This window comes from Rhodopseudomonas rhenobacensis (assembly GCF_014203125.1).
Classification (GTDB): Bacteria; Pseudomonadota; Alphaproteobacteria; order Rhizobiales; family Xanthobacteraceae; genus Rhodopseudomonas_A; species Rhodopseudomonas_A rhenobacensis.
Genome location: NZ_JACHIH010000012.1, coordinates 1 through 25,387, shown reverse-complemented (window position 1 = coordinate 25,387; position 25,387 = coordinate 1). Strand labels below are relative to the sequence as shown.

Sequence of the window (25,387 nt, the reverse complement as noted above, 5' to 3'; positions counted from 1 at the left end):
CATCCCATGGCGGGTAACGACCAGGTCGATCAGGACGCCATCGCTGCGCAATGGGAAGCGCAGATGGCGTCGGAGGATCCCGAAGAGGCCGCCAAGAACGCCGCCGCCAACGAACTCACCGGCGCGATGGCCGACCAGTGGGCGGCGATGGTCGAGGACGGCAGCCGCGACCTCGGTAGCGGCGGCGGCGGCAGCAGCAGCGGCAAGAGCGGCGGCGAGCGCGTGCTGTCGCAGGAGGAAATCGACAACCTACTCGGCTTCTCGATCGGCGAGATCAATCTCGACGATCACTCCGGCATTCGGGCGATCATCGATTCGGCGATGGTCTCCTACGAACGTCTGCCGATGCTGGAAATCGTGTTCGACCGCCTGGTGCGGTTGATGACCACGTCCTTGCGCAACTTCACCTCCGACAACGTCGAAGTCTCGCTCGACCGCATCACCTCGGTGCGGTTCTCCGACTACATGAGCTCGATCCCGCTGCCCGCGGTGCTGAGCGTGTTCAAGGCCGAGGAATGGGAGAATTTCGGCCTGGCGACGGTGGATTCGGCGCTGATCTATTCGATGATCGACGTGCTGCTCGGCGGCCGCCGCGGCCAGCCCTCGATGCGGGTCGAAGGCCGGCCCTACACCACGATCGAGACCAACCTGGTGAAGCGGCTGGTCGAAGTGGTGCTGGCCGACGCCGAACAGGCGTTCCGGCCGCTGTCGCCGGTGACCTTCAAGATCGACCGGCTGGAAACCAATCCGCGCTTCGCCGCGATCACCCGGCCGGCCAACGCCGCGATCCTGGTGCGGCTGCATATCGACATGGAAGACCGCGGCGGCAACATCGAATTGCTGCTGCCCTACGCCACGATCGAGCCGATCCGCGCCGTGCTCATGCAGATGTTCATGGGCGAAAAATTCGGCCGCGATCCGATCTGGGAAGGCCATCTGTCGACCGAGATCGCGCAGGCCGAGATTTCGGTCGACGCCGTGCTGTACGAAGCCGAGATCCCGCTGAAGCAGCTGATGCGGCTGAAAGTCGGCGACACCCTGCCGCTGGAATTGCGCGCCGACGCGCTGGTCGCGGTGCGCTGCGGCAACGTCACCTTGACCGAAGGGCGGATGGGCCGGGTGGCGGACCGCGTCGCGATCCGCGTCACCAAGCAGCTGCGCAAGCCGAACACCACCTACGCGATGTTTGAAAAGGCCGACGAGCAAACCAAACTAATGGAGACACAATGAGCCATTCATTAGGAATCGTCATCGAAAGCCTGGTCGCCGTGCTGCTGGTGCTGACCATCGCCTACTGCATGCTGCTCAACAAGCGGTTGAAGTGCCTGAAGGCCGACGAGCATTCGCTGAAGGCGACGATCGGCGAACTGATCACCGCCACCGAAATCGCCGAGCGCGCGATCGGCGGGCTGAAGATGACGGTGCGCGAGGTCAACGAGAACCTGCGCAACCAGATCTCGGCCGCCGGCAGCCTGTCGGAACAGCTTGAAAAACAGCTCGCCGAGGGCGACAACGTGTTGCGCCGGCTGTCGCGGATCGCCAGCGCGGCGCGGGCCCCCGTCGCCGAGCCGGCGCCGCACGCGCCGACGCAATTGTCGCCCGCCAAGGCGGTCGCCGCCGCGGCGCAGGCTTTCGCCGAACGCAGAAGGGCCGATGGCATCGCCGCATGAAGCTGTTCCGGGATATCCGTGTCATCCCCCTGGTGCTGGTCGCGATCTTCGCCCTCGCGGTGCTGAAGGTCGCAGGCTTGGTGCTGGAGGGCGGCTATGTGTTCGACTACCAGCCCAACGCCGCCAAGCGGTCGTGGGCGGAGGAGAACCTGAATTTCCCGACCGGGCGCAGCTACGATGAGGATATCACCGGCTCGACCGCGGCGAAGAAAGACGACAAGCCGGCGGTCGCCGCCCCCGAAATCTCCACCTCGACCGAACCGCCGGTGATCAACGAGCCGCCGCCGCAGGTGTCGCCGGCCGAGCGCGCGCTCTTGGAGCGGCTGCAGTCGCGCCGCCAGGAGCTCGACGCCCGCGCCCGCGAAGTCGAAATCCGCGAGAGCCTGCTGAAGGCGGCGGAGAAGCGCATCGAATCCAAGGTCGAGGAACTCAAGGGCGTGGAGTCGCGGATCGCCGCCACCAGCGGCCAGAAGACCGAGACCGAGGCCAGCCGCTTCAAGGGCATCATCACGATGTACGAGGGCATGAAGCCGAAGGACGCCGCCAAGGTGTTCGACCGGCTGGAAATGCCGGTGCTGTTCGAAATCGCCTCGCAGATCGCGCCGCGCAAGATGTCCGACATTCTCGGGCTGATGGCGCCGGAAGCCGCCGAGCGGCTGACCGTCGAACTGGCGCGCCGCGCCGGCGGCGGCGGCGACCGGGCGGCGATCGCGGTCGAACTGCCGAAGATCGAAGGCAAACCGGCGCAGCAAAATCGCAACTAATCAGGATATTTAACAACTCCTTAAATCGCGAAATCTAGATTCCGAGGCGTCGGCTCGCTGCATCAGCGAGCCCCGGCGCGCTCGAGAAACGACGTCATGGCACGAACGGCTGCGAAGCTTGGTTGGTCGCGCGCCTGCGAAATCTCGCGGGCGGCGCGGCGTTGGCTTGCCGCCGGGCTCGGTTTCGTCGCCGGCGCCATGCTGATCGCGACCGCGGTGCCGGCGCTCGCGCAGGCGCAGCTGGTCAAAGGCGAGGCGACGCTGTCGGCGGGCGGCGGCTATGCCCGGCTGGTGCTGAAGCTCGACGAGGACGTGGAATCCGACGTCGTGGTCGCCGGCAGCGTGCTGGTGATCCGCTTCAAGCGGCCGGTCTATGTGCCGATCGACAAATTGGCCGACGCGGTGCCGGACTATGTCGGCTCGGCGCGCCGCGATCCCGACGGCGGCGCGATCCGGCTGGCGCTGCAGCGCAAGGTCACGGTCAATTCGATGGCCGCCGGCGAGCGGCTCTACGTCGACCTGTTGCCGGACGATTGGAAAGGCGCGCCGCCGGGATTGCCGCAGGACGTGCTGAAGGAATTGTCCGATCGCGCCCGCGCCGCCGAAAAGGCGCTGCGGGCGCAGCGCGCCGCCTTGGCCGGCAAGGCTCGGCCGCCGGTGCGGGTGCGCGCCGCGGTGCAGCCGACCTTCGTGCGCTACGTGTTCGAAATGCCCGACGGCGTCACCGTCAATTCGACGCTGAGCGACCAGAAACTCTCTTTGCTGTTTACCGCGCCTTTGAGCTTCGACCTCGCCGATGCCAAGCTCGCGGCGCCGCCGAACATTTCCTCGATCGGCCAGACCAATGACGCCGACCGCTCGGCGGTCGAGATCGGGCTGATCGGCAATGTCGACGTGCATTCGTTCCGCGAAGAGAAGAACTACATCGTCGATATCGGCTTCCAGCAGCCCGAGCCGGCGCAATCCCTGCCGGCGGCGATAGCCCGGCTGCAAAGCGCGGTCCGCGCCTCGCCGCCCGGCGAGATCACGCCGCCAAACTCGGAGCAGATCGCGCAGCAGATGAAGGCCGACGCCAAGGCGGCGGCGAAGGTCGAGGCGGCGAAGATCGAGGCGAAGGTCGACCCCAAGGTCGAACCCAAGCTTGAAGCCAAGCCGGAGCCGAAGGCTGAAGCGGCGCTAAAAGCCGCGGAGCCCATCGTCGAGCCGCAGCCTGCTGCCAAGCCGGAGGCGGCGCGCGTCGAACAGCCGGCCGCCAAGCCGGAGAGCGCCGTCGCCGCCAAGCCGGCGCCCGAAAAACCCGCCACGCCGGTCGCCGCTGCGCCCGCCGCCGCCGCCACCGAGCCCGGCATGGCGGTCGACATCCGCCGCACCAATGCCGGCTTGCGGCTGCAGTTTCCGTTCGCCACGCCGGTCGCCGCGGCGCTGTTCAACCGCGCCGACACGCTGTGGCTGGTGTTCGATTCCCCGAAGCTCGTCGATCTCGAGCCGGTGCGCCGCCAGGGCGGCTCCAACATCGCCGAAATCTCCGGCCTCGCGCTGCCGACCGGGCAGGCGGTCCGCATCCGGCTCAGCCGGCCGCAGCTGGCGTCCTTGACCGGCGACGCGCAGGGCTGGACGCTGACCTTTGCCGACGCGGTGCAGTCGCCGTCATTGCCGCTGAAGGCGGTGCGCAACATCTCCGATCCGGCGCGCGCCAATGTCGCGGTGCCGCTCACCACGGCGGGAGCGCTGCATCGCATCGTCGACCCCGACGCCGGCGATACGCTGCTGGTGGTCACCGCGGCGCCGCCGGCGCGCGGCATCATCAAGCGCCAGGACTTCGTCGAGTTCGCGCTGCTGGAATCGCTGCACGGCGTCGTGGTGCAGCCGTATTCCGACGACGTCACCGCGACGGTGGCCGACGACAAGGTGGTGGTGAGCCGGCCCGGCGGGCTGACGCTGTCGTCGGCTTCGTTCGGCGGCAGCGATCGCGACACCGCGCGGACCCGGCCGATCTTCGACGTCAACGAGTGGCAGAAGAACCAGCAGGGCAGTTTCGCCGACAAGCAGGACGAACTGATCAACGCCTCGGCCAAAGCCAGCGGCGAGGCGCGCACCATGGCGCGCTACGAGCTGGCACGGTTCTACATGGCGCGCGGCATGTATGCCGAGGCCAAGGGCGTCATCGACCTGGTGCTCGGCGACCTGAAATCCGGCCAGGACGATCCGATCGCGCTGATCATCCGCGCCGCCTGCAGCGTGATGATCGGCCACCCCGAGGAGGCGCTGAAGGACCTCCGCCATCCGGCGATCGGCGCCAATTTCGACGCCCAGCTTTGGCGGGCACTGGCGGTGGCCAAGCAGGGCAAATGGCCGGAAGCCCGCGAGAAGCTGAAGAACGTCGAATTCATCACCAACGGACTGCCGCTCGACATGCAGCGCGTGGTGCTCAGCGAGGCGATGCGCGCCTCGCTGGAGGTCAAGGACTATGCCGGCGCCACCAACCTCTCCAGCGAACTCGACCATGTCGGCGTGCCGGCCGAGTTGCAGCCGGCGGTGGCGGTGTTGCGCGGCCGGCTCGACCAGGCGCTGGGCCGCGACGGCGACGCGCTGGTGAAATATCGCGACGCCATCGTCTCGCCGAACCGGGCGGCGTCGACCGAAGCCAAACTGCTCGACCTGATGCTGCGGCAGCAGCGCGGCGAGATTCAGCCTGCCGACATGCTGCCCGAGCTGGAGCGGCTGGCGCTGACCTGGCGCGGCGACGAGATCGAGGTCCGCGCCCAGCAGATGATGGCGAAGATGTATGCCGATCTCGGCCGCTATCGGGAAGCGCTGGCGGCGGCGCGGCTCGCCACCGAATTGTTGCCGAATTCGCAGAGCGCGCGGCAGGCGCAGGACGACGCCTCGGCGCTGTTCGCGCAGGTGTTTCTCAGTCCGAAGGGCGACGACATGCCGCCGATCGACGCTTTGGCGATGTTCTACGACTACCGCGGGCTGACGCCGATCGGCCGCCGCGGCGACGAAATGATCCGCCGGCTGGCGGATCGGCTGGTCGCGGTCGATCTGCTCGATCAGGCCGCCGAACTCTTGCAGTATCAGGTCGATCGCCGCATGGAGGGCGCCGCGCGCGCCCAGGTCGCGGCCCGGCTCGCCATGGTCTATCTGATGAACCGCAAGCCGGACCGCGCCATCACCGCGTTGCGCTCGACCCGGATCGCCGATCTGTCCGGCGAATTGCGCAGCCAGCGGTTGTTGCTGGAGGCGCGCGCGCAGAGCGACATCGGCCGCCACGACCTGGCGCTCGACATCATCGCCAACATCTCCGGCCGCGAAGCGATCCGGTTGCGCGCCGACATCTACTGGGCGAGCCGGCGCTGGCGCGAGGCCTCCGAACAGATCGAACTCTATCTCGGCGACCGCTGGCGCGACTTCAAGCCGCTCGACGCCGCCGAAAAGAGCGACGTGATCCGCGCCGTGGTCGGCTACGCGCTGGCCGAGGACGCGCTCGGGCTCGGCCGGTTTCGCGAGAAATTCGCCCCGCTGATGCCGGGCGGCGCCGACAAGATCGCGTTCGACATCGCCTCGACGCCGTCCTCCGGCAGCAACGCCGAATTCAGCGCGATCGCCAAGATGGCCGCCAGCGTCGATACGCTGGACGGCTTCCTGCGCGAAATGAAGGCCCGCTTCCCGGACGCCAGCGCCCGGGCGATCCTGCCGCAGCAGAAGCCGTCCGACACCGAGACCACGGGCGCGCTGCCGGAGATCGCGGTGAGGAAGATCCCGCTGACGAGGTAGTTGGCGCCGTAGTCCGTACCAACGTCGTCGGCAATCCTTGGTTGCGTTCAAGAGGCTTTGCGATATTCTGACCCGAGGGGGAAGAATGTTGGACGACACACATCAGCCACCGCATGTACCCGCTCCGGAGCTGTTTACGATCCCGACAGCTCTGGTCGAACAATGGAACGAAATCCCGCAAACTGAGCGTGTCGTCATTCCGCTGACGCGTCAGGACGTCGATCATCTTCTGTTGGGTTTGCTACGCGCGTTGGAGTCGCAGTCGACGCTTGAAAGGGTGATGATCGATTGGTCGAATGGACGGTTGGACGCTGCCAACCAATCGCTGGCCGAGTTTCGGCGCCAGAATGCGGACGCGCAAAACAATATTCGACAATTAGCCGCCGCGCTGATGGCATCTGCGCTTCGCGAGCGAAAACATGGCTGAACAGGGCGCCGGCTATTCACCGTCGCTGATCAATGCGGCTGACCGGTTCGGCGGATCGAAGCCTCCGGGGCCCCCCTTGCAGCCGCCCGACGGAGGGGGCACATTTGACGGTATGGGACCCCGGATCGCCAAACTCGAAGCCGCCGTTGAGCATATTCAACGCGATATCGGCGATATCAAAACCGATCTGCGGACGCTACGCGACAATGCGCGTGGCGATTTCCGCCTCCTGTTCGGCGCGATCATCAGCGTCGCGGTCGGTATGGCCGGGCTGATGGCCAAGGGATTTCATTGGTTTTGAATACGGCGCTTAACTCGGCCCGTAACTCTGCACCAAGCTCCCCGCGACCAGCGACCAGCCGTCGACCAGCACGAAGAAGATCAGCTTGAACGGCAGTGACACCACCACCGGCGGCAGCATCATCATGCCCATCGACATCAGCACCGACGCGACGACGAGGTCGATGATCAGGAACGGCAGGAACAGCAGGAAGCCGATCTCGAAGGCGCGCTTCAGTTCGGAGATCATGAAGGCCGGCACCAGGATGCGCAGCGACAGGTCGTCGGGCGTCGCCGGGATCGGTTCGTTGGACAGGTCCATGAACAGCTTCAAGTCCTTTTCGCGGACGTTCTTCTGCATGAAGCCGCGCAGCGGCACCACCGCGCGCTGCAGCGCTTCCTCGACGGTGATCTGGTTGGCGATCAGCGGCTTGATGCCGTCGTCGTAGGATTTCTGCAGCACCGGCCCCATCACGAAGGCGGTGAGAAACAGCGCCAACGCCAGGATCACCGAATTCGGCGGCGCGGTCGCGGTGCCGAGCGCGGTGCGCAGCAGCGACAGCACCACCACGATGCGGGTGAACGACGTCATCATGATCAGGATCGACGGCGCGATCGACAGCACCGTCAATAGCGCGATCAGCTGGATCGCGCGTTCGGTGACGCCGCCGCCGCCCGGGCCGCCGCCGAGATTGATGCTGATATCCTGCGCCAACGCCGGATCGGCGAGCGATCCGGCGGCGATCAATGTGAGGAGAAATGCAACAACTCTACGCGGGGTGGTCGGCGATCTCACGTAGGGTTCTTCGGACGACCGAGCAGCGAGGCCATCTCGTCCTCGAGATTTTCGAAGCCGGTCTTGATCGAGGGGGCCGCGGCCGGCGGCTCGCCGGCGGGCGCGGCGTTGCCGCCCGAGGTGTCGCTGGAGGCGCGCGGCTGCGGCCTATTCGGCGGCTCCGGCGCCACCGGCGGCGAGGCTTCGCGATGCTCGCCGATCGGGCGGCGCAGCGCGGCTTCGAGCCGCTGCGCCATGTCGGCGAGGTTCTGGTCGGCGGCCGACAGGTTCGAGGCCGGCGGCATCGCCGGCGCGGCGGGCGGCGGCGGTGGTGCGGCGCGCTCGGTGCGCGGCAGCTTCATCGCGGGCTCGCGCATCGGGCGCGGCATGGCCGGCTCGGCGCGCTGCGGACGCTGCGGCGCCGGCTCCATGCGGGGTTCGGGACGCGGCTCCGGCCGCGGATCGGGTCGGGGGTCAGGGCGCGGTTCGGGACGGCTGACCGGCGGTTCGGCGCGGATCACCGGCTCGGGACGGGGCTCCGGACGCAGCTGCGGTTCGGGGCGCGGCTCCGGCCGGCTCAGCGAATCGAGGCCGCCCAAGAGATCGTTGCCGCCGCGACGTTCGGGCAGCGGCGGCGGCGTCCGCCGCGGCTCCTCGGCATAGGCCGGACGCTGCGGGCGCGGCGGCAGCTCCGGCATGACCGGCTCCGGCGGCTCGGTCGCTTCGGGCTCCCAATTGGCGCTCTCCAGCGGCGAAATCCGCGGCGGCGGCTCGGTGCCGACCGCCGGACGCTGCGGCATCGGCTCGCGCGCCAGATTGGCCCGCACGATATTGGGTTCGACGACGAGGTCGGTCGGGCCGCCGATCATCAACAGATGCTCGACATTGTCGCGGCGCACCAGCACCAGCCGGCGCCGCCCGTCGACCGCCGCAGCATCGATCACCGCCAGCCGCGGCATCCGGCCGCGATTCGTGCTGGCGCCGAGCCGGCTGCCGGCGAATCGGCGGACCAGCCAGGCCGCGATGCCGATCAGGGCCAGGACGGCCACGAATGCGAAAAAGAAAACAACTGGCGACTGCATGCTTTATCCCCGGCAACTCACGTTGTTGTCCGCCGCGTTACACCGCCGGCGCGCTGGCCGCACCGATGCAACGGACTACGAACAAATCCTGGTCTTGCCCATCTCTTAAATCTGGCCGGCAAGAGTTGCCGTGCAAGCTCTTACATAGCCTAGGAATCGGTCGAGCGAAAACGACTTCTGACGTCAAATCGCCATCAGATGGATCGGTTAGCGCACCATCTGGGGCGAAAATGCGCCGACGCGATGACACCGCCGCATTCTGCACAGGTAACGCATCAGGCGGCCGAGATATCTGCCTTTCGCGAAATTAACTGGCTGTTAACCATGAGGGCGGCAAAATCTGCCCACCTACCGGTCTGCGCCGCGGAACCGGAGAGGCGGAGCCAGCGATGCCCATCAACGATCTTCCCGTGCTGTCGGCGCTGCGCACCAAGATGCAATGGCATCAGGAGCGCCAGAAGGTGCTGGCCGACAACATCGCCAATTCCGACACCCCCGGCTTCAAGCCGCGCGAACTGATCGAGCCGAAATTCGCTCCGACCGGGCAGCTCGCCCCCTGGGGCCCGATGGGCTCGCTGCCGATGCTGCGCACCAGCGCCAGCCACCTCGCCGCCGCCGGCGGGGCGGAGAGCTTCGCGCAGAACCGCAACTCCGGCTTCCAGACCCGCCCGGCCGGCAACGCCGTCAACCTGGAGGACGAGATGATGAAGACCTCGGCCAACCAGATGGATTACGCCGCCGCCACCTCGCTTTACAGCCGCAGCCTGAGCCTGTTGAAAACCGCAATCGGCAAGCGCTGAGCCGCGTTAGGGACACCCCGCCATGGCCGACGATTCGATGGACTTCTCCCGCGCGATGGGGATCGCGACCTCGGGCCTGCGGGCGCAGGCCGGGCGGATGCGGGTGATCTCGGAAAACATCGCCAATGCCGAATCCACCGCGCAGACCGCGGGCGGCGACCCGTATCGCCGCAAGGTGCCGACCTTCACCTCGGCGCTGGACCGCGCGCTCGACGCCAAGGTGGTGACGCTCGGTCGCATCAAGCCGGACAATTCCTCGTTCCGGGTCAAATACGAGCCCGGCAACCCGGCCGCCGACGCCGCCGGCAACGTCAAATATCCCAACGTCAATCCGCTGGTCGAAATGACCGACATGCGCGATGCGCAGCGATCCTACGAGGCCAACCTCAACATCATCAGCGCCACGCGGCGGATGATTCAACGCACCCTCGACATCCTCAAGGCGTGATCAGGAGCTGACCCATGGCAACCCCCACCGTCGCCGCCAATGCCTATGCGAGCCTGGCCCGGATCATGGATTCCGCCGGCGGCGCCGGCGCCAAGCCGACCGATCTCGGCGGCGGCCAGTCGTTCGGCGACGTGCTGAAGAACGCGGTCGGCAGCGTGCTGGACTCCGGCCGCAAGTCCGACGCCCAGACCGTGGCGATGGCGTCGGGCAAATCCAACGTGATGGACGTGGTCACCGCGGTGGCGGAGACCGACGTCGCGGTGTCGACGCTGGTCTCGGTGCGCGACCGCATGATCCAGTCCTACGAAGACATCATGAAGATGTCGATCTGATGCGGGGCGTCAGCCTTCGCCGCAACGGATCCTAGAAAGTAATCGATGCGCCACGTTGCGCCCGAACGCTCGTTCCGAGCACCGACTTCACCTCTCCCCGCCTGCGGGGAGAGGTCGACCCGGCGAAGCGTCAGCGAAGCCGGGTCGGGTGAGGGGGCGTCTCGACATAACGCGGCGCCCCCTCACCCGACTCGAACGCGCTGCGCGCATTCGAGCCACCCTCTCCCCGCAAGCGGGGCGAGGGGAAAAGATGCCGCAACGCTCCTATCAAACTCGACACGACCAAAGGACTTGAAATGACCGGCATGGAAACCCTCGACGTCGCGCGCGACGCGATCTGGACCATCGTCATCGTGTCGTCGCCGCTGATGGTGGTGGGCCTCGTGGTCGGCGTGGTGGTGTCGCTGGTGCAGGCGCTGACCCAGATCCAGGAACAGACCCTGGTCTTCGTGCCGAAAATCATCGCCATCTTCGTCACTTTGATTTTGGCGCTGCCGTTCATGGCCGACGCGCTGCACAGCCACATGATGCGGATTTCGTCGCGAATCATGGGGGGCTAGGGCATGATCGGGTCGGGCAGCGCCGCATCGCCGGGGCCGGCCCGACACCGTCACACCTGCTTGCGACGCGACAGCCTCGCGCAAGGCGGCCATGCGCATCGACATCTCATTCCTGCCCGCGCTCGCCGCCGCCTTCATGCTGGTGTTTGCCCGCATCGCCGCGATGGTGATGCTGATGCCGGGTTTTGGCGAGACCAACATCCCGACGCGCATCAAGCTCGCCATCGCGCTGGTGCTGACGCTGGTGATCCTGCCGCTGCACCGCAGCGACTACAACGTCGACATGACCTCGCTGACGCCGCTGATCGTCTTGATGCTGCACGAGATCGTCATCGGCATCGTGCTCGGCGCCACCGCGCGGGTGACGCTGTCGGCGCTGCAGGTCGCGGGTTCGGTGATCGCCCAGCAACTCGGGCTCGGCTTCGTCACCTCGGTCGATCCGACCCAGGGCCAGCAGGGCGCGGTGATCGGCAATTTCCTGACGCTGCTCGGGCTGACGCTGTTGTTCGCCACCGACACCCATCATTTGGTGATCGCGGCGCTCAACGACAGCTACCGGATCTTTTCGCCCGGCGAATTCATGTCGAGCGGCGACGTCGCATCCTTGGCCACCCAGGCGTTCGCCGCCGCCTTCAAGATCGGCATGCAGCTGTCGGCGCCGTTCCTGGTGTTCGGCCTGGTGTTCAATATCGGGCTCGGCGTCTTGGCGCGGCTGATGCCGCAGATGCAGGTGTATTTCGTCGGCGTGCCGCTGTCGATTTTCGCCGGCTTCCTGATCTTCGGCGCCGTGCTGGCGACGATGATGACCACGTTCCTGAACTACTTCACCGGCGTGCTGCATCAGCTGATCCCCGGACTGTGAGGGGCTGAGCCATGTCCGACGAAGATTCCTCGGAAAAAACCCAAGACCCTACACAAAAGCGTCTCGACGACGCTCACCAACGCGGCGACGTCGCCAAAAGCCAGGAGGTCAACACCTGGTTCATGATCGCCGGCGCCACCTTGGTGCTGTCGTCGTTCTCGACCTCGGTCGGCAACGGGCTGCAGAACCCGCTGCGCAACCTGATCGAAAATTCCTGGATGATCCGCACCGACGGCGCAGGATTGATGGCGCTGACCCAGAGCCTGCTCTACGCCACCATCGCCGCGATGGGCGTGCCGTTCCTGATGCTGATCATCGCAGCTTTGGCCGGCAATATGTTGCAGCACCGTTTGGTGTTTTCCGCGGAGGGGCTGAAGCCGAAATTCAGCAAGATCTCGCCGATGGCCGGCGCCAAGCGGCTGTTCGGCAAGCAGGCGGCGGCGAATTTCCTCAAGGGCCTGTTCAAGGTGATCGCGCTCGGCGCGGTGATGGTGGCGATCCTGTGGCCGGAGCGGCATCGGCTCGATGCCATGATCCGGCTCGACATCGGCGCCATCATGGGGCTGACCATCGCGCTGACGCTGAAGCTGATGGCCGCCGTGGTGGCGATGCTGGCCGCGGTGGCGATCGCCGACTTCTTCTTCCAGTACCGCACCTGGTACGAAAAGCAGAAGATGTCGCTGCAGGAGGTCAAGGAAGAGCACAAGCAGTCGGAAGGCGATCCCCACATCAAGGGCCGGATCCGGCAGATCCGCCAGCAGCGGATGCGCAAGCGGATGATGGCCGCGGTGCCGAAGGCCTCGGTGGTGATCACCAACCCGACCCACTATTCGGTGGCGCTGTCCTACGAAAGCGGCATGGCGGCGCCGGTCTGCGTCGCCAAGGGCGTCGATTCGGTGGCGTTCAAGATCCGCGAAGTCGCCAAGGCCAACGACGTGCCGATCATCGAAAACGTGCCGCTGGCGCGCGCGCTGTACGCCACGGTGAAGATCGACGAGGAGATCCCGGTCGAGCACTATCACGCGGTCGCCGAGATTATCGGCTATGTGATGGGCCTGAAGCGCGGCTTGTCGGGCCGGCGGCGGTGAAGCCGAGCGTCGCCTTGTCAGCTCAAGCCGCGCGTCGATACTGTTCTGCTGAAGCCTCGGCGGGCAAAATCCTGGATGTCCGGCCCAGAACCAGAAGACGGGGCGTCTTGTCAGGGTTGGTTACAACCGCAATCCTCTTCGGAGCGATTTCTTCCCCAAGATCCATTACATCCAAAAACTTAGTAACGGCGCTATTCACCGAATTGGCGTAGGGCGTGACAATTTCGAAGAGCGCCAACTTGCCCTCCATTTGAAGCCCAGCATCGAAGTCCCAGCTTTCGGAAGAGCCCTGGAAGCGCACCGGCTCGCGCGCAATCGCAGCGGCGCCGTAGGCCGTTTGCAGCTTATCCCAGAGGTAGGCTCGATGATCCGCGTGCTCCGTGGTTGCAAGATGCAGCGCTGCATTTTCGACCGCGGTCTTGGCTGCGTTTGCGACCGCGATCACCGCCGGGACCAGATGAACTTCGGCAACATCGAGATCGAACATCATATGATGATCAAACCGAATGCCAAACCGCTGTGCGACGTCCAGTGCAATGCGCTGGAACGAGCGCTCCGCCCCCATGAGTCCTGCTTCGCGACGAGCTCCGCCGGCGTCGGACACTAGAAATCCATCCCGCAGGCGCGAGACTTCAACCCCGACCATCGCTCCGCCGGGATACAGCAGCGGCAGCGACAGCCGCACCGTATCCTCGTAGGTGGAAATCCTCACCAGAGCCTGAGCGACCTCGATGGCGATCTTTTCAATCGAAAGGGCGGATTGCTTCACAATCACAGGATCACCTGCCAACTGGGAGGACTTGGAAAATCCCCTAAGCCCTCGACATTGAATTCTAGCATGACAGAGCGCAGAAAATCGCGGAATCTGGGCGATGACGGGGCTTCAGGCGGATTTGCTCATGTCCTCTAGAGTTAGTACGATTGGATGAATGCTAGGCGCGCAGTCTTTCGGCCTAACTAGAAGCATTTGAAATCTATCCGTCACTCCAATGTCGTCCATAAACGAAAAGGTCACACGCTCTTTGCCGAACATGAAGCACGGAAGAGCGCCATTTTCTTTGTCGTTCTGTGGGTCAATCAAACTCCACAACCAGCCCCTCAATTGTGGGGGCGCTTCTTTTGGCCCGCTCTTCATGACGTCGACGGAAAACTTAAGATTTTCTGCGACTAGCTTTACCCGCCCTAGATAGTACCGCTCTCCATATGGCCAGCCGAGTTCATCCAATCGACTGCCTGAGTTATGATGGGCTACATCCGCGAATATACGAACCACTTTGCCGCCGATTTTCGGAGTGATTACAAGGCACATTTTATCACCGGATGGGACAAGTTGTACCCCTGAAATAATGCTGTTTTTGTGCTTTTTAGGTTCAAGCGCCTTCATCCGATTAATTTCAGATTCGATTTCGTGGAGTAATTTTTCCGGAGCGAGGATCAGCCGGACGATGAAAATCGGAACCCAGGTTGATGCTAGGAATGCTAAGGTAATCAGAAGGGCGTAGCCATCGAGCTTATCTGAAAGGGGCAATGTCTCCCCCCGATAATAGAGAATTCCGAACAGGATGAATGGCCCCCAAAGGCCATTCCATGCGTTCGCGATGCTAAACGATCCCTTCCACGCCTCGACAAGGCACCGCAGGTAAAATCTGAAAATTCGGAAAAATTTGCTTCGCATATCGGCAGAAAGCCCACCCTAACGCTATGGATTTCAGAAGTGACGGCCAAAGCCGCGCGCCCTGCCAAGGCGCCTGTCATGGCTCCCTCCACAGTAGAATTGGTTACAAGACAAAGCTCCAAAGCTATTGCCGGCTGGTCGCGGACGCCGCACCCAACCAATCCGTGCCGCGGGACGATCTGCCGCCAAGCGTCGGGCAAAGCCGAGATGTGAGCCCTTGCTCATCGAAGTTTCACCTCCAAGGCGGGGTAGCTTGACTGCAGCGAGGGATCTTCACAAGAGCAGCGAGGGACCTTCACAAGACCAGTGCCGACGTGTCGAAGCACCTCTCTTCAAGACGAGATTCTTCGTTCACTGTCCCTGAGATGCCGCACGACCCGCAAAATACCTGCATTATGGGCATGATCCGCTTGCGCGGACGGCTCCGATTCAGGCACTCAAGGCCAGGCGCGCGCGGCTTTTGCGCCGCCATCGACGGGATGTGCACAGTCTCATGACCACCGACGCCACCAACGATCCGTCCGGCGATCCCTTGGGCAACCCGGAGCCGCCGCGGCGCAGCGGTAGCATCGTGCTAGTGCTGTTGATCGCCGGCGCCATCGTCGCCGCCGCGGTGGCGTTCATGACGCTCGGCCGCGCCGCGGCGCAGCCCTACATCATGGGCTCGCTGGCGCTGCTGGCGATGGTCGGGCTGTTCACGCTGTTCGCCTTCGCCGCCGGCATCGTGCGCTTCGCCGATCGGGTGGCGGACGATCCGATCATGCGGCCGATGGCCGACCACGCCTTCGACGGCGTCGCGGTGACCGATCCGCGCGGCCATGTGGTCTATGCCAACCACAATTATCTCAACCTCACCGGCGCGGCGACGCTGCAGGACGTGCGGCCGGTCGAGCGGGTGTTCATCGGCAATCCCGACGTCTCCGAGGCGGTGTTTCGGCTGCTCAAAGCGTCGCGCGAAGCCAAGCGCCACACCGAGGAGGTGCGGGTCGCCGGCACCGAGGGCGCGCCGGGCCGCTGGCTGCGGATGCGGGTGCGGCCGCTCGGGCTCACCAAGCGCGAGGCCAAGTTCACGGTGTGGTCGCTCGCCGACATCACCCGCGACCGCGAGCGCCAGGAAGACGTGTTCCAGGAGCTGCAGCACGCCATTGAATATCTCGACCACGCCCCCGCCGGCTTCTTCTCGGTCGATGCCGCGGGCGACCTGGTCTATGTCAACGCCACGCTGGCGGACTGGCTCGGCCATGATCTGGCGGAAATCGGCTCCGGCGGGCTGAAGCTCAACGACATCATGTCGGGCGATGGCGCCTCGCTGCTGACCTCGATCTCGGCGGTGCCGGGCGAAGTCAAAACCGAAGTGTTCGACGTCGACCTGCGGATGCGCAACGGCAAGACCATGCCGGCGCGGCTGTTCCACAAGCTGGCGTTCGGCGCCGACGGCAAGCCGGGTCCGTCGCGCACTTTGGTGATCAGCCGGGCGCGGGACGAGCGCGCCGATCCGCAGCGCACCGCCGAAGTGCGCTTCATGCGGTTCTTCGACCACACTCCGATGGCGATCGCCACCGTCGACAAGACCGGCGCGGTGGTGCGCGGCAATGCCCGCTTCGCCAAACTGGCGCAGAGCCTCAATCCCGGCGGCGCCGTCAACAAGTCGGTGCTGGCCGCGGTCAGCGACCGCGAGCGCGGCCAACTTAGCGACGCCATCAACCTCGCCGCGCAGGGCCAGGGCGACATCCCGCCGGTCGAGGCGATGCTCGACAGCACCCGCGAACGCTGGGCGCAGTTCTTCGTCACCGCGATCGAGGAGGACGAGCGCGATACCGAGGCCGCGATCGTCTACATGCTGGAGACCACCGAGCGCCGCACGCTGGAAAACCAGATCAATCAGTCGCAGAAGATGGACATGGTCGGCCAGCTCGCCGGTGGCATCGCGCACGATTTCAACAACGTGCTCTCCGCCATCATGATGGCCAACGACTTCCTGCTGAACGCCCACAAGCCGACCGATCCGTCGTTCCAGGACATCATGCAGATCAAGCAGAACGCCACGCGCGCTGCGACCTTGGTGCGGCAGCTGCTGGCGTTCTCGCGGCGGCAGACGCTGCGGCCGCAGGTGCTGCATCTCGGCGACGCTTTGAGCGACCTCACCATGCTGCTGCGCCGGCTGATCGGCGAGAAGGTCAAGCTTGATCTGGTGCACGGCCGCGACCTGTGGCCGGTCAAGGTCGACGTCTCGCAATTCGAGCAGGTGATCGTCAATCTGGCTGTGAATGCGCGCGATGCGATGCCGAGCGGCGGCAAGCTCACGGTGCGCACCGCCAACGTCTCGGCGCAGGAGGCCGAGCGGCTGTCCTACAAGGGCATGCCGCCCGCCGATTACGTCCGGATCGACGTCACCGACACCGGCACCGGGATTCCCGCCGACATCGTCGACAAGATCTTCGAGCCGTTCTTCTCAACTAAAGAAGTCGGCAAGGGCACCGGGCTCGGGCTGTCGACGGTGTACGGCATCGTCAAGCAGACCGGGGGCTTCATCTATGTCGCCTCCGAAGCCGACAAGGGCACCACCTTCCACATCTTCCTGCCGCGCTACAACGCCGAGAAGGACGTCCAGCCGGAGCCTTCCGCCGTCGCCGGCGCCGGCCCGGTCGCGGCAGTGGCGGCCGAGCCGAAGCCGGAGGCCAAGCCGCGCGCCGCGGATCTCACCGGGCAGGGTACCATCCTGCTGGTCGAGGACGAGGAAGGGCTGCGCTCGCTGAACGCCCGCGGCCTGCGCTCGCGCGGCTACAGCGTGATCGAGGCCGGCAACGGGCTCGAGGCGATCGACGCCATCGAGGCGCAGAACGGCGCCATCGACCTCGTGGTCTCCGACGTGGTGATGCCGGAAATGGACGGCCCGACGCTGCTGAAGGAAATGCGGGTCCGCAATCCGAAGCTGAAGATCATCTTCGTTTCCGGCTATGCCGAGGATGCATTCGAAAAGAGCCTGCCGGAAAACCAGCAATTCGCCTTCCTGCCGAAGCCGTTCACGCTGAGCCAGCTGGTGGCGGCGGTGAAGGAGACGATGGCGGCGGTCTGATCGCCCGGATTAAGACCGCCTTCACCTTGGGACCGCGCCGCGACGCAGCGCCGCAGCCCTGAGACATAATGACAGCTTCACATCTATGCATCTCTGCCCATCTAAGTGGCGTCGTCCCCCTATCGGGGAAGTGAGGGAAAGACCATGAAATTTGTGCAACGCACCCGCGGCTTCGTCGGTGCCATCGCCGTTGTGATGTCGCTGGCGTTGCCGGCCATGCTGGTCGTCGCCTCGTCGGCCGACGCCCGCGTCGGCGGCGGCTCGAGCTCCGGTTCGCGCGGCTCGCGGACCTTCTCGGCGCCGCCGTCGACCTCGACGGCGCCCAGCGCCGCGCAGCCGTTCAACCGCACCATGACCCAGCCCGGCAGCCCCGGCATGGCCGCGCCGGCCGCCGGCGCCGCCGCCAAGGGCGGCTTCTTCAACCGGCCCGGCATGGGTATGCTCGGCGGCCTCGCCGCAGGCTTCCTCGGCGCCGGCCTGCTCGGCATGCTGTTCGGCGGCGGACTGTTCTCGGGCCTCGGCGGCATCTCGTCGATCATCGGCCTGATCCTGCAGATCGGCCTAATCATCATCGTGGTGCGGCTGGCGATGTCGTGGTGGCAGCGCCGCAACGCCGCCGCTCCGGCGTCGGCTTCGGCCTCCGCCTATGCGGCCCCGGGCGCCGGCCCTGACGTCGGGCCCGGCGCGCAGCAGAACTATCGCACCGGCTCGGGCTTCGGCCTCGGCGGCTCCACCGCGCCGCTGGAAATCGGCCCGGCCGACTATGAGGCGTTCGAGAAGTTGCTCGGCGAGGTCCAGACCACCTGGTCGAACGGCGACATCGGTCACCTGCACACGCTGGCGACCCCCGAAATGGTGTCGTATTTCAGCGGCGACCTCGAAGCCAACAAGGCCCGCGGCGTCGAGAACAAGGTGTCCGACGTCAAGCTGTTGCAGGGCGACCTCGCCGAAGCCTGGCGCGAAGGCGAGACCGATTACGCCAGCGTGGCGATGCGCTTCTCGCTGGTCGACAAGACGCTCGACCGCGCCACCGGCAAGATCGTCGAGGGCAGCGAGCAGCCGACCGAAGCCACCGAGGTGTGGACCTTCGCCCGCCGCCGCGGCTCGGAGTGGGAATTGTCGGCGATCCAGCAGACCTGAGCGCTGGCGCCATGATTTGAGACAGGGCGTCGCGGGAAACCGCGGCGCCTTTTTCCTGTCCGACGCCGGGCGCAACGTTGCTATCCTGCTTGCGACAGCTGCGCGGCCCGGTTCGCGGCGTCGCGGCGAGGAACTCGGAGACAACCATGACGGCGAAGTTCAGGACGATTCAAACGGCGAGGATGTGGGGCGGTCTCGCGCTGACCGCGGCGTTGCTGGCGAGCGCGACCGCCCAGGCGCAGACCGCGCCGCAGACCCGCTTCTTCGTAACCAGCGTTTCGATCGGCAACGGCGGCAATCTCGGCGGGCTGGCCGGCGCCGACAATCATTGCCAGGAATTGGCGCAGGCGGCCGGCATCGGCGTTACAGCCGCCGGCGTGCGCTCCTGGCACGCTTATCTCTCGACCCAGCAGGCCGACGGCAAGCCGGCGATCAACGCCCGCGACCGCATCGGCAACGGGCCGTGGCAGAACGCCAAGGGCGTGGTGATCGCCAAGGACATCGCCGAACTGCACGGCGGCAATGCCATCACCAAGCAGACCGCGCTCAGCGAGAAGGGCGAGGTGATCAACGGCTTCGGCGATCAGCCGAACCGCCACGACATTCTCACCGGCAGCCAGCCCGACGGCACCGCGTTTGCGCCCGGCACCGACCGGACCTGTCAGAACTGGAGCAGCAGCGTGCAGGGCGCGGCGATGCTCGGGCATTCCGATGTCACCGGCCCGGCCGCTAACCCGACCGCGAAATCCTGGAACGCGGCACATCCGTCGCGCGGACCGGACGGCGGCTGCTCGCAAGCCGACCTCAAATCGACCGGCGGCGAGGGGCTGCTGTATTGCTTTGCGGTGAACTGATTTTCACAGCGCGCGTTGGGACGTTCTGAGCGCGTGAGCCAGATGCGCAACGAAAGCAGGCGTTTGAGTTCGTCTTTGCGAGGAGCACTTGCGACGAAGCAATCCGGGGCCACGCACGAGGCCCCTGGATTGCTTCGCTGTTCGGCCGGCGCTATGCGCCGCCCTCGGTTCGCAATGCCGAAGAGTCCACGTTTTTTCTGGCAACGTTGTCTGTCGGGCTGTGAGCGGGCCGCCGCAAGGAGAAAGCGCGATGCGTTATGAGTTGTACTACTGGCCGAGCATCCAGGGCCGCGGCGAATACGTGCGCCTCGCGCTGGAGGAGGCCGGCGCCGACTATCGCGACGTCGCCCGCGAGGGCGGCGGCATGGCGGCGATGAACCAACTGCTGGAGAGCGGCGACACCCCGCCGTTCGCGCCGCCGTTTCTGAAAGCCGGCTCGCTCGTGATCGGCCAGGTCGCCAACATCCTGCTCTATCTCGGGCCGCGCCATGGGCTGGCGCCGAAATCCGAAGCCGGCCGGCTGTGGCTGCATCAGCTGCAGCTCACCATCGCCGACCTCGTGGTGGAGATCCACGACACCCATCATCCGCTCGGCGTGACGTTGTATTACGAAGATCAGCGCACGGCGGCGAAGAAGCGCACCGAGGAGTTCTGGACAGAGCGGGTGCCGAAATTTCTCGGCTATTTCGAGAAGCTCTTGGGCGACGGCAACTATCTCAGCGGGCGGCGGGTCAGCTATGTCGACCTCTCGCTGTTCCAGATCGTCGACGGCCTGCGCTACGCGTTTCCGCAGCGAATGAAACGGTTCGAGCGCAAGGTGCCGCGCCTCGTCGCGCTGCACGACCGCGTCGCGGCACGGCCGAACATCGCGGCCTATCTCGCGAGCCCACGCCGCATCGCCTTCAACGAGGACGGCATCTTCCGGCACTACAAGGCGCTGGATCGGTAACGCGCCGCTCCCTTGCACGCGCTGTTCAATGCTCGACCTAAACGTCGCTATTTGGGGGGCTCCCTTGCCACATCGGCAGCGAGCTCCCTCGCCCCGCTTGCGGGGAGAGGGTCGGGGTGAGGGGGCGTCGCTCTTGTGTGAAGCGCTCCCCCCGCAGCGGCGCCCCCTCACCCGACCGGCTTCGCTGCGCTCGCCGATCGACCTCTCCCCGCAAGCGGGGAGAGGTGAACGCTTGGCCATGCAAACTTCATGTCTTGCTGCCGAACCCGGCTAACGGCTAAGGGCAGAAAACGCCAAAGCCCCGCGCGGGCGGGGCTTGACCATCACAACGCGCCGGCTCAGGCGATGATGTCGACGCGGGTGCCTTGGCCCGGCGGCAGCGGCGGGGGCGGCGGCGGCGCGGAGCGGGAATTGTCCTTGTCGTTGTCGTTTTCCGGCTCCGAGGCTTTGGCCTCGACCGGCTGCGCAACCGGCCTGGCTTCGACCGGCGGCGGCGGGGGCGGCGGCGGTGACGCCGTGACGCTGGAAATACTCATCGGCTGTCCTTTCGATGGATTGTTCGTGGACTCTGTGCCGCCGGCGCCAACGAGTGGTGAATCCATTTTTACAATTGGACACAATCCGACGCATCGCCTCACAGTGGTGAACGATGCGCGACCGGATTAGCTCAAATGCGATGCTTTGCGCGAAAACTACTCGTCGCGGCCCCGCGCGATGGTGATGGTCGCCGCGGTCTTGGTCCGGCTGCAATGCATGTCGAGCCGGCGATAGCGGGTCTTGATGTCGTCGCCGCGCAACAGCCCGAGCCGGCCGAGGCAGCGGCTGGCGCCGCGCAGCGTATCGGCTTTCGGGATGGTGAAGATCACCGCCGCCGCGCCGGCGACGAATTGCAGGAACGCCGCGGACGGCTTGCGGCCCTCGGCGGTGGCCGACAATTCGTTGCTGACATTGCGGCTGGCGCAGCCGAGCCTGACCTGCTTCGCCGCCGGATGGCTGAGATAGATCGCATTGGCGATGGTCCTGCCGATCACCACGCCGTCGATCTGGCTCTTCAAATGCAGGGCGATGTCGTCGCAGCGATCGGCGCGCGCGGCGGTGGATGATAGCAGCAGCGCCGCCAGCAAGGCAGCGGGCAACAGGGCGGCGGCCGGCATCCGGCCGGGCGAGCGTTTCGATAGCATCACGCGGTCTCCTCAGTCCCGCGCAGAGTGAAGCGCGACGCAACGCGTTAGGCAAGCGGGGGGAGGGGGGCAAGGGTCGTTGCCGGCGCGGCTCGGCGGCTTCGCGGCGGCGGCAGATTGTGCTAGGATTGCAGCATGAGCAGCGAAGACGTCAAAGCCATTCTCGACCGCGTGCTGACCTGGCCGCCCGAGCGCCAGCAGGACGCCGTTGAGATGCTGCTGATGATGGAAGCCTCGGATGCGAGCGCCTATCGGTTGACCCACGACCAGATCGCCGAAGTCCGGCGGCGGCGCGATGATCCAGACGCCGAGACGCTGACGCTTGAGGAGTTCACCGCGCGGCTGCAGCAACGCATCGCGGCTCGGCCCCAAGAGATGATGTAGCCCGGATGAGCGAAGCGAAATCCGGGAATGAAGGTCAAGCCGATGAAGAAGCCGATGGTTAAATAAAGCAAAGGCGAGATCGGTCGGGTCAGGATCGTCGAGGACTTTCTGCCGCCGCCGGACATGCTCGTGCTGCGCGTTGGACGGTGAAGCTCCGCTCCCCCGGATTTTGCTACGCTCATCCGGGCTACAACGACTACCGTGGCGTGCTGCGCCCTGCGCCGCCGCTCCACTGATTCGGGCTGCGGTCAGACAAAGCGTCCAACACGATGGGCGCGCGGGCTGATTTTTCATTCTAAGAGAAGTTGCCTCCGATCGTCTGAATGATCATTCCAACATTCACGCGGTTCTTGGATTGGTAGGCATCGTCGAATTCACGAAGCGCGGCGATGACCTTGGCGGTATCTTGCAGTAGGTAGATGTTGATAACGATCGTATCGGCGCGCACGTTCACGTACGGCGGAACGCTTTCCTGGCCCGGATCAGCCGGCACGCGAAGCACGATCTTGTTGTAATAGACATAGTAATCGGAAACCTCGGAGCTCTTGATCTGGATCTGGCGCGCCCGGTTTCGGATCGTCAGCATTCCCGGCGTGGCATCGATCTCGAAATATCGATGCTCAAGATAGGCCCAGCCAAAAACCAGCACGTTCCTTGAAACGTATAGCGCGCCGAGCGCGAACATCCCGCTGATCACGGCGTTCGAAACCGCGTCTACCCCTACAAATGCGATGGCGGAGAGGCAGAGCGCTAGGACAAGGATATTCAGAGTTGCGACGAATATCAGATAGGGGCGGCTCGCAGGTGTAACGCGCAAGAAACCCTCCTCGGCGCGTCGGGGATCGCCGATCCAGACGAATCGCCGTCCGTGCCCCGAAATGCCCGATGGCCTGGTACTTAAAGCAAACTATCAAATTTAATGCCCCGCCTCAAGCCGCCGCCGCAATCTTGCGCGGGCGGTGTGCTGCGCGGTTGTGCCTGGCTTTGACGTCGGCAATCTGCTGCAGCATGTCGTCGAGCGCGTCGATCGCCTTGCGCTCGTCGGGTGTCAGCCTGGTATCGGCGGGCAGATGCGCCAGCAGCACGATCAGCGCGTCGCCGATCCGGCCGAGCTGCTTGCCGTAGCTGCCGATGTCGTTCAGCACCTCCTGCTCGACCTGCGGCGCGCTGGATTGCCCGAGCGTGATGTTGATCAGCCCGAACTGGTTGCCGATCGGGCTGAGGAAGGCGGTCCACGGGCTGATGGTCTGCACGACGTCGCCGGATAGCGGCAGTTTGAAGGTGGGCATGCGCAGGCTCCTCATACGGTCGAAGACACGGCAGATCCCGCCGCGCGGTGCCGACGGCGGCTGAGGAGAGGTCTGTCGAAAGGCCTTTGAGGTTCACCCCTGAGCGAGGCAGGGCACGCGCCGCCGATTTTGAACGCTTCAAAATCCCGGCAAAACCGCCTAGACAGGGTGCCAAATTTCCCCTCGAGGCCCAGTCCATGAACGCACCCACGCCGATCCCGTCCGCCGCCACCCCGGTTCCGCCGTACAAGCACACCCCGTTGTTCCCGCTCGGCCCAGACGAGACGCCGTACCGCAAGATCACGTCCGACGGCGTGCGGGTCGAGACCGTGCTGGGGCGCGAGATGCTGGTGGTGCAGCGCGAGGCGCTGCGGGCGCTGGCCGAGGCCGCGTTCGGCGACATCAACCATTATCTGCGGCCGCAGCATCTGCAGCAGCTGCGCAACATCCTCGACGACAAGGACGCCAGCCCGAACGACAAATTCGTCGCCTTGGACTTTCTGAAGAACGCCAATATCGCCGCCGGCGGCGTGCTGCCGATGTGCCAGGACACCGGCACCGCGATCATCATGGGCAAGAAGGGCTTTAACGTCATCACCGACGGCAGCGACGAGGCCGCCTTGAGCGAAGGCGCGCGCGACGCCTATCTGCGCCGCAATCTGCGCTATTCGCAGGTGGCGCCGCTGTCGATGTACGAGGAGAAGAACACCGCCAACAACATGCCGGCGCAGTGCGAGATCTACGCCGAGGGCGATGACGCCTACAAGTTCATGTTCATGGCCAAGGGCGGCGGCAGCGCCAACAAGAGTTTTCTGTTCCAGGCAACGCCGTCGGTTCTCACGAAAGACCGGCTGCTGGCGTTCCTGAAGGAAAAGGTGCTGACGCTCGGCACCGCGGCATGCCCGCCCTATCATCTGGCGATCGTGATCGGCGGCACTTCGGCCGAACTCTGCATGAAGACGGTGAAGCTGGCGTCAGCGAAATATCTCGACGCGCTGCCGACCCATGGCTCGGCAGACGGCAACGGGTTTCGCGACCTGGAGATGGAGCAAGAGATCCTGAAGATGACGCAGTCGCTCGGCGTCGGCGCGCAGTTCGGCGGAAAATATTTCTGCCACGACGTCCGGGTGATCCGGCTGCCGCGCCACGGCGCCTCGCTGCCGATCGGGCTTGGCGTGTCGTGCTCGGCGGACCGCCAGGTGCTCGGCAAGATCACCAGGGACGGCGTCTATCTGGAAGAACTCGAGCACAACCCGGCGCGGTTCCTGCCCGAGGTCGAGCAGGCGCTCGGCGGCGAGGTGGTGCAGATCGACCTCAACCAGCCGATGCAAGATATTCTGGCCACCTTGAAGAACTACCCGATCAAGACCCGGCTGTCGCTGACCGGCACCATGATCGTCGCCCGCGATTCCGCGCACGCCAAGCTGCGCGCGCGGCTCGACAACGGCGAGCCGCTGCCGGACTACTTCAAGAACCATCCGGTGTATTACGCCGGCCCGGCGAAGACGCCCGAGGGCTACGCCTCCGGCGCGTTCGGCCCGACCACCGCGGGACGGATGGATTCCTTCGTCGATCAGTTCCAGGCCGCCGGCGGCTCGATGGTGATGGTCGCCAAGGGCAATCGCGCGGTCGCGGTGCGCGAGGCCTGCAAGACACACGGCGGGTTCTATCTCGGCTCGATCGGCGGCGCCGCGGCGAACTTGGCCGAGCACTGCATCAAGAAGGTCGAGCTGGTGGAATATCCCGAGCTCGGCATGGAGGCGATCTGGAAGATCGAGGTGCAGGATTTCCCCGCCTTCATCATCATCGACGACAAGGGCAACGACTTTTTCAAGGAGTTGAATCTGGGCTAAGGGCGGCTCGCTACCGCGCAATCCACCGCCGTCATCCTGAGAGCCTGTGAAGCTATTCGATTGGCGGCTCTCGGCGATATGATGTGTCGCGATCGCTGCGCAGGAGTGCGGTTGGAGGAGTG

General features: G+C 65.3%; 26 protein-coding genes. 18 read left to right on the top strand and 8 right to left on the bottom strand.

The window, feature by feature from the left end; genetic code table 11:
• Positions 1 to 6: 6 nt before the first annotated feature.
• The 6 genes from fliM to HNR60_RS23980 all read left to right on the top strand — a co-directional run bounded on the left by fliM (position 7) and on the right by HNR60_RS23980 (position 6,939).
• Positions 7 to 1,230, top strand: coding sequence for a flagellar motor switch protein FliM (fliM, locus tag HNR60_RS11285; protein ID WP_184257443.1), 1,224 nt, complete (start codon positions 7 to 9; stop codon positions 1,228 to 1,230).
• Positions 1,227 to 1,670: a DUF6468 domain-containing protein gene (locus HNR60_RS11280; RefSeq protein WP_184257441.1), complete on the top strand. Its 444-nt coding sequence runs from the start codon at positions 1,227 to 1,229 to the stop codon at positions 1,668 to 1,670. The genes fliM and HNR60_RS11280 overlap by 4 nt, the downstream gene beginning before the upstream one ends.
• Entirely contained in the window at positions 1,667 to 2,434 is a 768-nt protein-coding gene (locus HNR60_RS11275) for a MotE family protein (protein WP_184257439.1), read from the top strand. The genes HNR60_RS11280 and HNR60_RS11275 overlap by 4 nt, the downstream gene beginning before the upstream one ends.
• A 96-nt stretch (positions 2,435 to 2,530) precedes the next feature.
• Positions 2,531 to 6,211, top strand: a complete 3,681-nt coding sequence (locus tag HNR60_RS11270) for a tetratricopeptide repeat protein (RefSeq protein WP_184257437.1) — start codon at positions 2,531 to 2,533, stop codon at positions 6,209 to 6,211.
• Positions 6,212 to 6,296: 85 nt separating this feature from the next.
• Entirely contained in the window at positions 6,297 to 6,638 is a 342-nt protein-coding gene (locus HNR60_RS11265) for a hypothetical protein (RefSeq protein ID WP_184257435.1), read from the top strand.
• A complete protein-coding gene (locus HNR60_RS23980) occupies positions 6,631 to 6,939 on the top strand; it encodes a hypothetical protein (RefSeq protein ID WP_210313460.1) in 309 nt (102 codons plus the stop codon). Before HNR60_RS11265 ends, HNR60_RS23980 begins: the two co-directional genes overlap by 8 nt.
• Before the next feature lie 9 nt (positions 6,940 to 6,948).
• Here HNR60_RS23980 and fliP read toward each other — a convergent pair whose 3' ends face one another.
• On the bottom strand, positions 6,949 to 7,713 hold the full coding sequence (gene fliP, locus HNR60_RS11255) for a flagellar type III secretion system pore protein FliP (RefSeq protein ID WP_184257433.1): 765 nt from the start codon (positions 7,711 to 7,713) through the stop codon (positions 6,949 to 6,951).
• Positions 7,710 to 8,774, bottom strand: coding sequence for a flagellar biosynthetic protein FliO (locus HNR60_RS11250; RefSeq protein WP_184257431.1), 1,065 nt, complete (start codon positions 8,772 to 8,774; stop codon positions 7,710 to 7,712). Before HNR60_RS11250 ends, fliP begins: the two co-directional genes overlap by 4 nt.
• A gap of 389 nt (positions 8,775 to 9,163) precedes the next feature.
• On the opposite strand from HNR60_RS11250, the gene flgB reads away from it, so the two are divergent.
• From flgB to flhB, 6 genes are all read left to right on the top strand, one after another.
• A complete protein-coding gene (flgB, locus tag HNR60_RS11245; protein WP_184257429.1) occupies positions 9,164 to 9,574 on the top strand; it encodes a flagellar basal body rod protein FlgB in 411 nt (136 codons plus the stop codon).
• 22 nt (positions 9,575 to 9,596) lie between these two features.
• Entirely contained in the window at positions 9,597 to 10,022 is a 426-nt protein-coding gene (gene flgC / locus HNR60_RS11240; RefSeq protein ID WP_184257427.1) for a flagellar basal body rod protein FlgC, read from the top strand.
• Positions 10,023 to 10,036: 14 nt separating this feature from the next.
• Positions 10,037 to 10,354, top strand: coding sequence for a flagellar hook-basal body complex protein FliE (gene fliE / locus HNR60_RS11235; protein ID WP_184257425.1), 318 nt, complete (start codon positions 10,037 to 10,039; stop codon positions 10,352 to 10,354).
• 296 nt (positions 10,355 to 10,650) lie between these two features.
• Complete coding sequence (fliQ, locus tag HNR60_RS11230; RefSeq protein WP_184257423.1) at positions 10,651 to 10,914, top strand: flagellar biosynthesis protein FliQ; 264 nt, start codon at positions 10,651 to 10,653, stop codon at positions 10,912 to 10,914.
• A 91-nt stretch (positions 10,915 to 11,005) separates the two neighbouring features.
• A complete protein-coding gene (gene fliR / locus HNR60_RS11225) occupies positions 11,006 to 11,776 on the top strand; it encodes a flagellar biosynthetic protein FliR (protein WP_184257421.1) in 771 nt (256 codons plus the stop codon).
• 11 nt (positions 11,777 to 11,787) lie between these two features.
• Positions 11,788 to 12,864, top strand: a complete 1,077-nt coding sequence (flhB, locus tag HNR60_RS11220) for a flagellar biosynthesis protein FlhB (RefSeq protein ID WP_184257419.1) — start codon at positions 11,788 to 11,790, stop codon at positions 12,862 to 12,864.
• Between the two features lie 22 nt (positions 12,865 to 12,886).
• Here the strand turns inward: flhB and HNR60_RS11215 are convergent, their stop codons facing one another.
• A complete protein-coding gene (locus HNR60_RS11215; protein ID WP_184257417.1) occupies positions 12,887 to 13,639 on the bottom strand; it encodes a hypothetical protein in 753 nt (250 codons plus the stop codon).
• Positions 13,640 to 13,747: 108 nt separating this feature from the next.
• The gene (locus HNR60_RS11210) at positions 13,748 to 14,392 is read right to left on the bottom strand and encodes a hypothetical protein (protein WP_184257415.1); all 645 of its coding nucleotides are present in this window, start codon (positions 14,390 to 14,392) and stop codon (positions 13,748 to 13,750) included.
• Between the two features lie 640 nt (positions 14,393 to 15,032).
• Here HNR60_RS11210 and cckA point away from each other — a divergent pair.
• The 4 genes from cckA to HNR60_RS11190 all read left to right on the top strand — a co-directional run bounded on the left by cckA (position 15,033) and on the right by HNR60_RS11190 (position 20,558).
• Positions 15,033 to 17,615: a cell cycle histidine kinase CckA gene (cckA, locus tag HNR60_RS11205; RefSeq protein WP_184257413.1), complete on the top strand. Its 2,583-nt coding sequence runs from the start codon at positions 15,033 to 15,035 to the stop codon at positions 17,613 to 17,615.
• A gap of 144 nt (positions 17,616 to 17,759) precedes the next feature.
• On the top strand, positions 17,760 to 18,755 hold the full coding sequence (locus tag HNR60_RS11200) for a Tim44 domain-containing protein (RefSeq protein ID WP_184257411.1): 996 nt from the start codon (positions 17,760 to 17,762) through the stop codon (positions 18,753 to 18,755).
• Between the two features lie 146 nt (positions 18,756 to 18,901).
• Positions 18,902 to 19,609: a lectin gene (locus HNR60_RS11195; protein ID WP_430694914.1), complete on the top strand. Its 708-nt coding sequence runs from the start codon at positions 18,902 to 18,904 to the stop codon at positions 19,607 to 19,609.
• Between the two features lie 250 nt (positions 19,610 to 19,859).
• Positions 19,860 to 20,558, top strand: coding sequence for a glutathione S-transferase (locus HNR60_RS11190; protein ID WP_184257409.1), 699 nt, complete (start codon positions 19,860 to 19,862; stop codon positions 20,556 to 20,558).
• Between the two features lie 338 nt (positions 20,559 to 20,896).
• Here HNR60_RS11190 and HNR60_RS11185 read toward each other — a convergent pair whose 3' ends face one another.
• Both HNR60_RS11185 and HNR60_RS11180 read right to left on the bottom strand, forming a co-directional pair.
• Positions 20,897 to 21,094, bottom strand: a complete 198-nt coding sequence (locus HNR60_RS11185) for a hypothetical protein (RefSeq protein WP_184257407.1) — start codon at positions 21,092 to 21,094, stop codon at positions 20,897 to 20,899.
• 156 nt (positions 21,095 to 21,250) lie between these two features.
• Positions 21,251 to 21,739 carry a hypothetical protein gene (locus HNR60_RS11180; RefSeq protein WP_184257405.1) on the bottom strand — a complete coding sequence of 163 codons (489 nt, stop codon included), beginning with the start codon at positions 21,737 to 21,739 and terminating at the stop codon, positions 21,251 to 21,253.
• 135 nt (positions 21,740 to 21,874) lie between these two features.
• Between HNR60_RS11180 and HNR60_RS11175 the strand changes: the two genes are divergently transcribed.
• Positions 21,875 to 22,123 (top strand): hypothetical protein, encoded by a 249-nt coding sequence (locus HNR60_RS11175; RefSeq protein ID WP_184257403.1) that lies wholly within the window; start codon positions 21,875 to 21,877, stop codon positions 22,121 to 22,123.
• A gap of 295 nt (positions 22,124 to 22,418) precedes the next feature.
• Here HNR60_RS11175 and HNR60_RS11170 read toward each other — a convergent pair whose 3' ends face one another.
• The gene (locus HNR60_RS11170) at positions 22,419 to 22,940 is read right to left on the bottom strand and encodes a hypothetical protein (RefSeq protein ID WP_184257400.1); all 522 of its coding nucleotides are present in this window, start codon (positions 22,938 to 22,940) and stop codon (positions 22,419 to 22,421) included.
• A 112-nt stretch (positions 22,941 to 23,052) separates the two neighbouring features.
• Entirely contained in the window at positions 23,053 to 23,412 is a 360-nt protein-coding gene (locus HNR60_RS11165; RefSeq protein WP_184257398.1) for a hypothetical protein, read from the bottom strand.
• Between the two features lie 197 nt (positions 23,413 to 23,609).
• On the opposite strand from HNR60_RS11165, the gene HNR60_RS11160 reads away from it, so the two are divergent.
• Positions 23,610 to 25,265, top strand: coding sequence for a fumarate hydratase (locus HNR60_RS11160; RefSeq protein ID WP_184257396.1), 1,656 nt, complete (start codon positions 23,610 to 23,612; stop codon positions 25,263 to 25,265).
• Positions 25,266 to 25,387 lie beyond the last annotated feature (122 nt).

Excerpts from the sequence above, each read along its gene's own strand:
- fliM (WP_184257443.1), top strand. The coding sequence starts at position 7 with ATGGCGGGTAACGACCAGGTCGATCAGGACGCCATCGCTGCGCAATGG.
- HNR60_RS11280 (WP_184257441.1), top strand. The coding sequence starts at position 1,227 with ATGAGCCATTCATTAGGAATCGTCATCGAAAGCCTGGTCGCCGTGCTG.
- HNR60_RS11275 (WP_184257439.1), top strand. The coding sequence starts at position 1,667 with ATGAAGCTGTTCCGGGATATCCGTGTCATCCCCCTGGTGCTGGTCGCG.
- HNR60_RS11270 (WP_184257437.1), top strand. The coding sequence starts at position 2,531 with ATGGCACGAACGGCTGCGAAGCTTGGTTGGTCGCGCGCCTGCGAAATC.
- HNR60_RS11265 (WP_184257435.1), top strand. The coding sequence starts at position 6,297 with ATGTTGGACGACACACATCAGCCACCGCATGTACCCGCTCCGGAGCTG.
- HNR60_RS23980 (WP_210313460.1), top strand. The coding sequence starts at position 6,631 with ATGGCTGAACAGGGCGCCGGCTATTCACCGTCGCTGATCAATGCGGCT.
- HNR60_RS11250 (WP_184257431.1), bottom strand. The coding sequence starts at position 8,774 with ATGCAGTCGCCAGTTGTTTTCTTTTTCGCATTCGTGGCCGTCCTGGCC.
- flgB (WP_184257429.1), top strand. The coding sequence starts at position 9,164 with ATGCCCATCAACGATCTTCCCGTGCTGTCGGCGCTGCGCACCAAGATG.
- flgC (WP_184257427.1), top strand. The coding sequence starts at position 9,597 with ATGGCCGACGATTCGATGGACTTCTCCCGCGCGATGGGGATCGCGACC.
- fliE (WP_184257425.1), top strand. The coding sequence starts at position 10,037 with ATGGCAACCCCCACCGTCGCCGCCAATGCCTATGCGAGCCTGGCCCGG.
- fliQ (WP_184257423.1), top strand. The coding sequence starts at position 10,651 with ATGACCGGCATGGAAACCCTCGACGTCGCGCGCGACGCGATCTGGACC.
- fliR (WP_184257421.1), top strand. The coding sequence starts at position 11,006 with ATGCGCATCGACATCTCATTCCTGCCCGCGCTCGCCGCCGCCTTCATG.
- flhB (WP_184257419.1), top strand. The coding sequence starts at position 11,788 with ATGTCCGACGAAGATTCCTCGGAAAAAACCCAAGACCCTACACAAAAG.
- cckA (WP_184257413.1), top strand. The coding sequence starts at position 15,033 with ATGACCACCGACGCCACCAACGATCCGTCCGGCGATCCCTTGGGCAAC.
- HNR60_RS11200 (WP_184257411.1), top strand. The coding sequence starts at position 17,760 with ATGAAATTTGTGCAACGCACCCGCGGCTTCGTCGGTGCCATCGCCGTT.
- HNR60_RS11195 (WP_430694914.1), top strand. The coding sequence starts at position 18,902 with ATGACGGCGAAGTTCAGGACGATTCAAACGGCGAGGATGTGGGGCGGT.
- HNR60_RS11190 (WP_184257409.1), top strand. The coding sequence starts at position 19,860 with ATGCGTTATGAGTTGTACTACTGGCCGAGCATCCAGGGCCGCGGCGAA.
- HNR60_RS11185 (WP_184257407.1), bottom strand. The coding sequence starts at position 21,094 with ATGAGTATTTCCAGCGTCACGGCGTCACCGCCGCCGCCCCCGCCGCCG.
- HNR60_RS11180 (WP_184257405.1), bottom strand. The coding sequence starts at position 21,739 with ATGCTATCGAAACGCTCGCCCGGCCGGATGCCGGCCGCCGCCCTGTTG.
- HNR60_RS11175 (WP_184257403.1), top strand. The coding sequence starts at position 21,875 with ATGAGCAGCGAAGACGTCAAAGCCATTCTCGACCGCGTGCTGACCTGG.
- HNR60_RS11165 (WP_184257398.1), bottom strand. The coding sequence starts at position 23,412 with ATGCCCACCTTCAAACTGCCGCTATCCGGCGACGTCGTGCAGACCATC.
- HNR60_RS11160 (WP_184257396.1), top strand. The coding sequence starts at position 23,610 with ATGAACGCACCCACGCCGATCCCGTCCGCCGCCACCCCGGTTCCGCCG.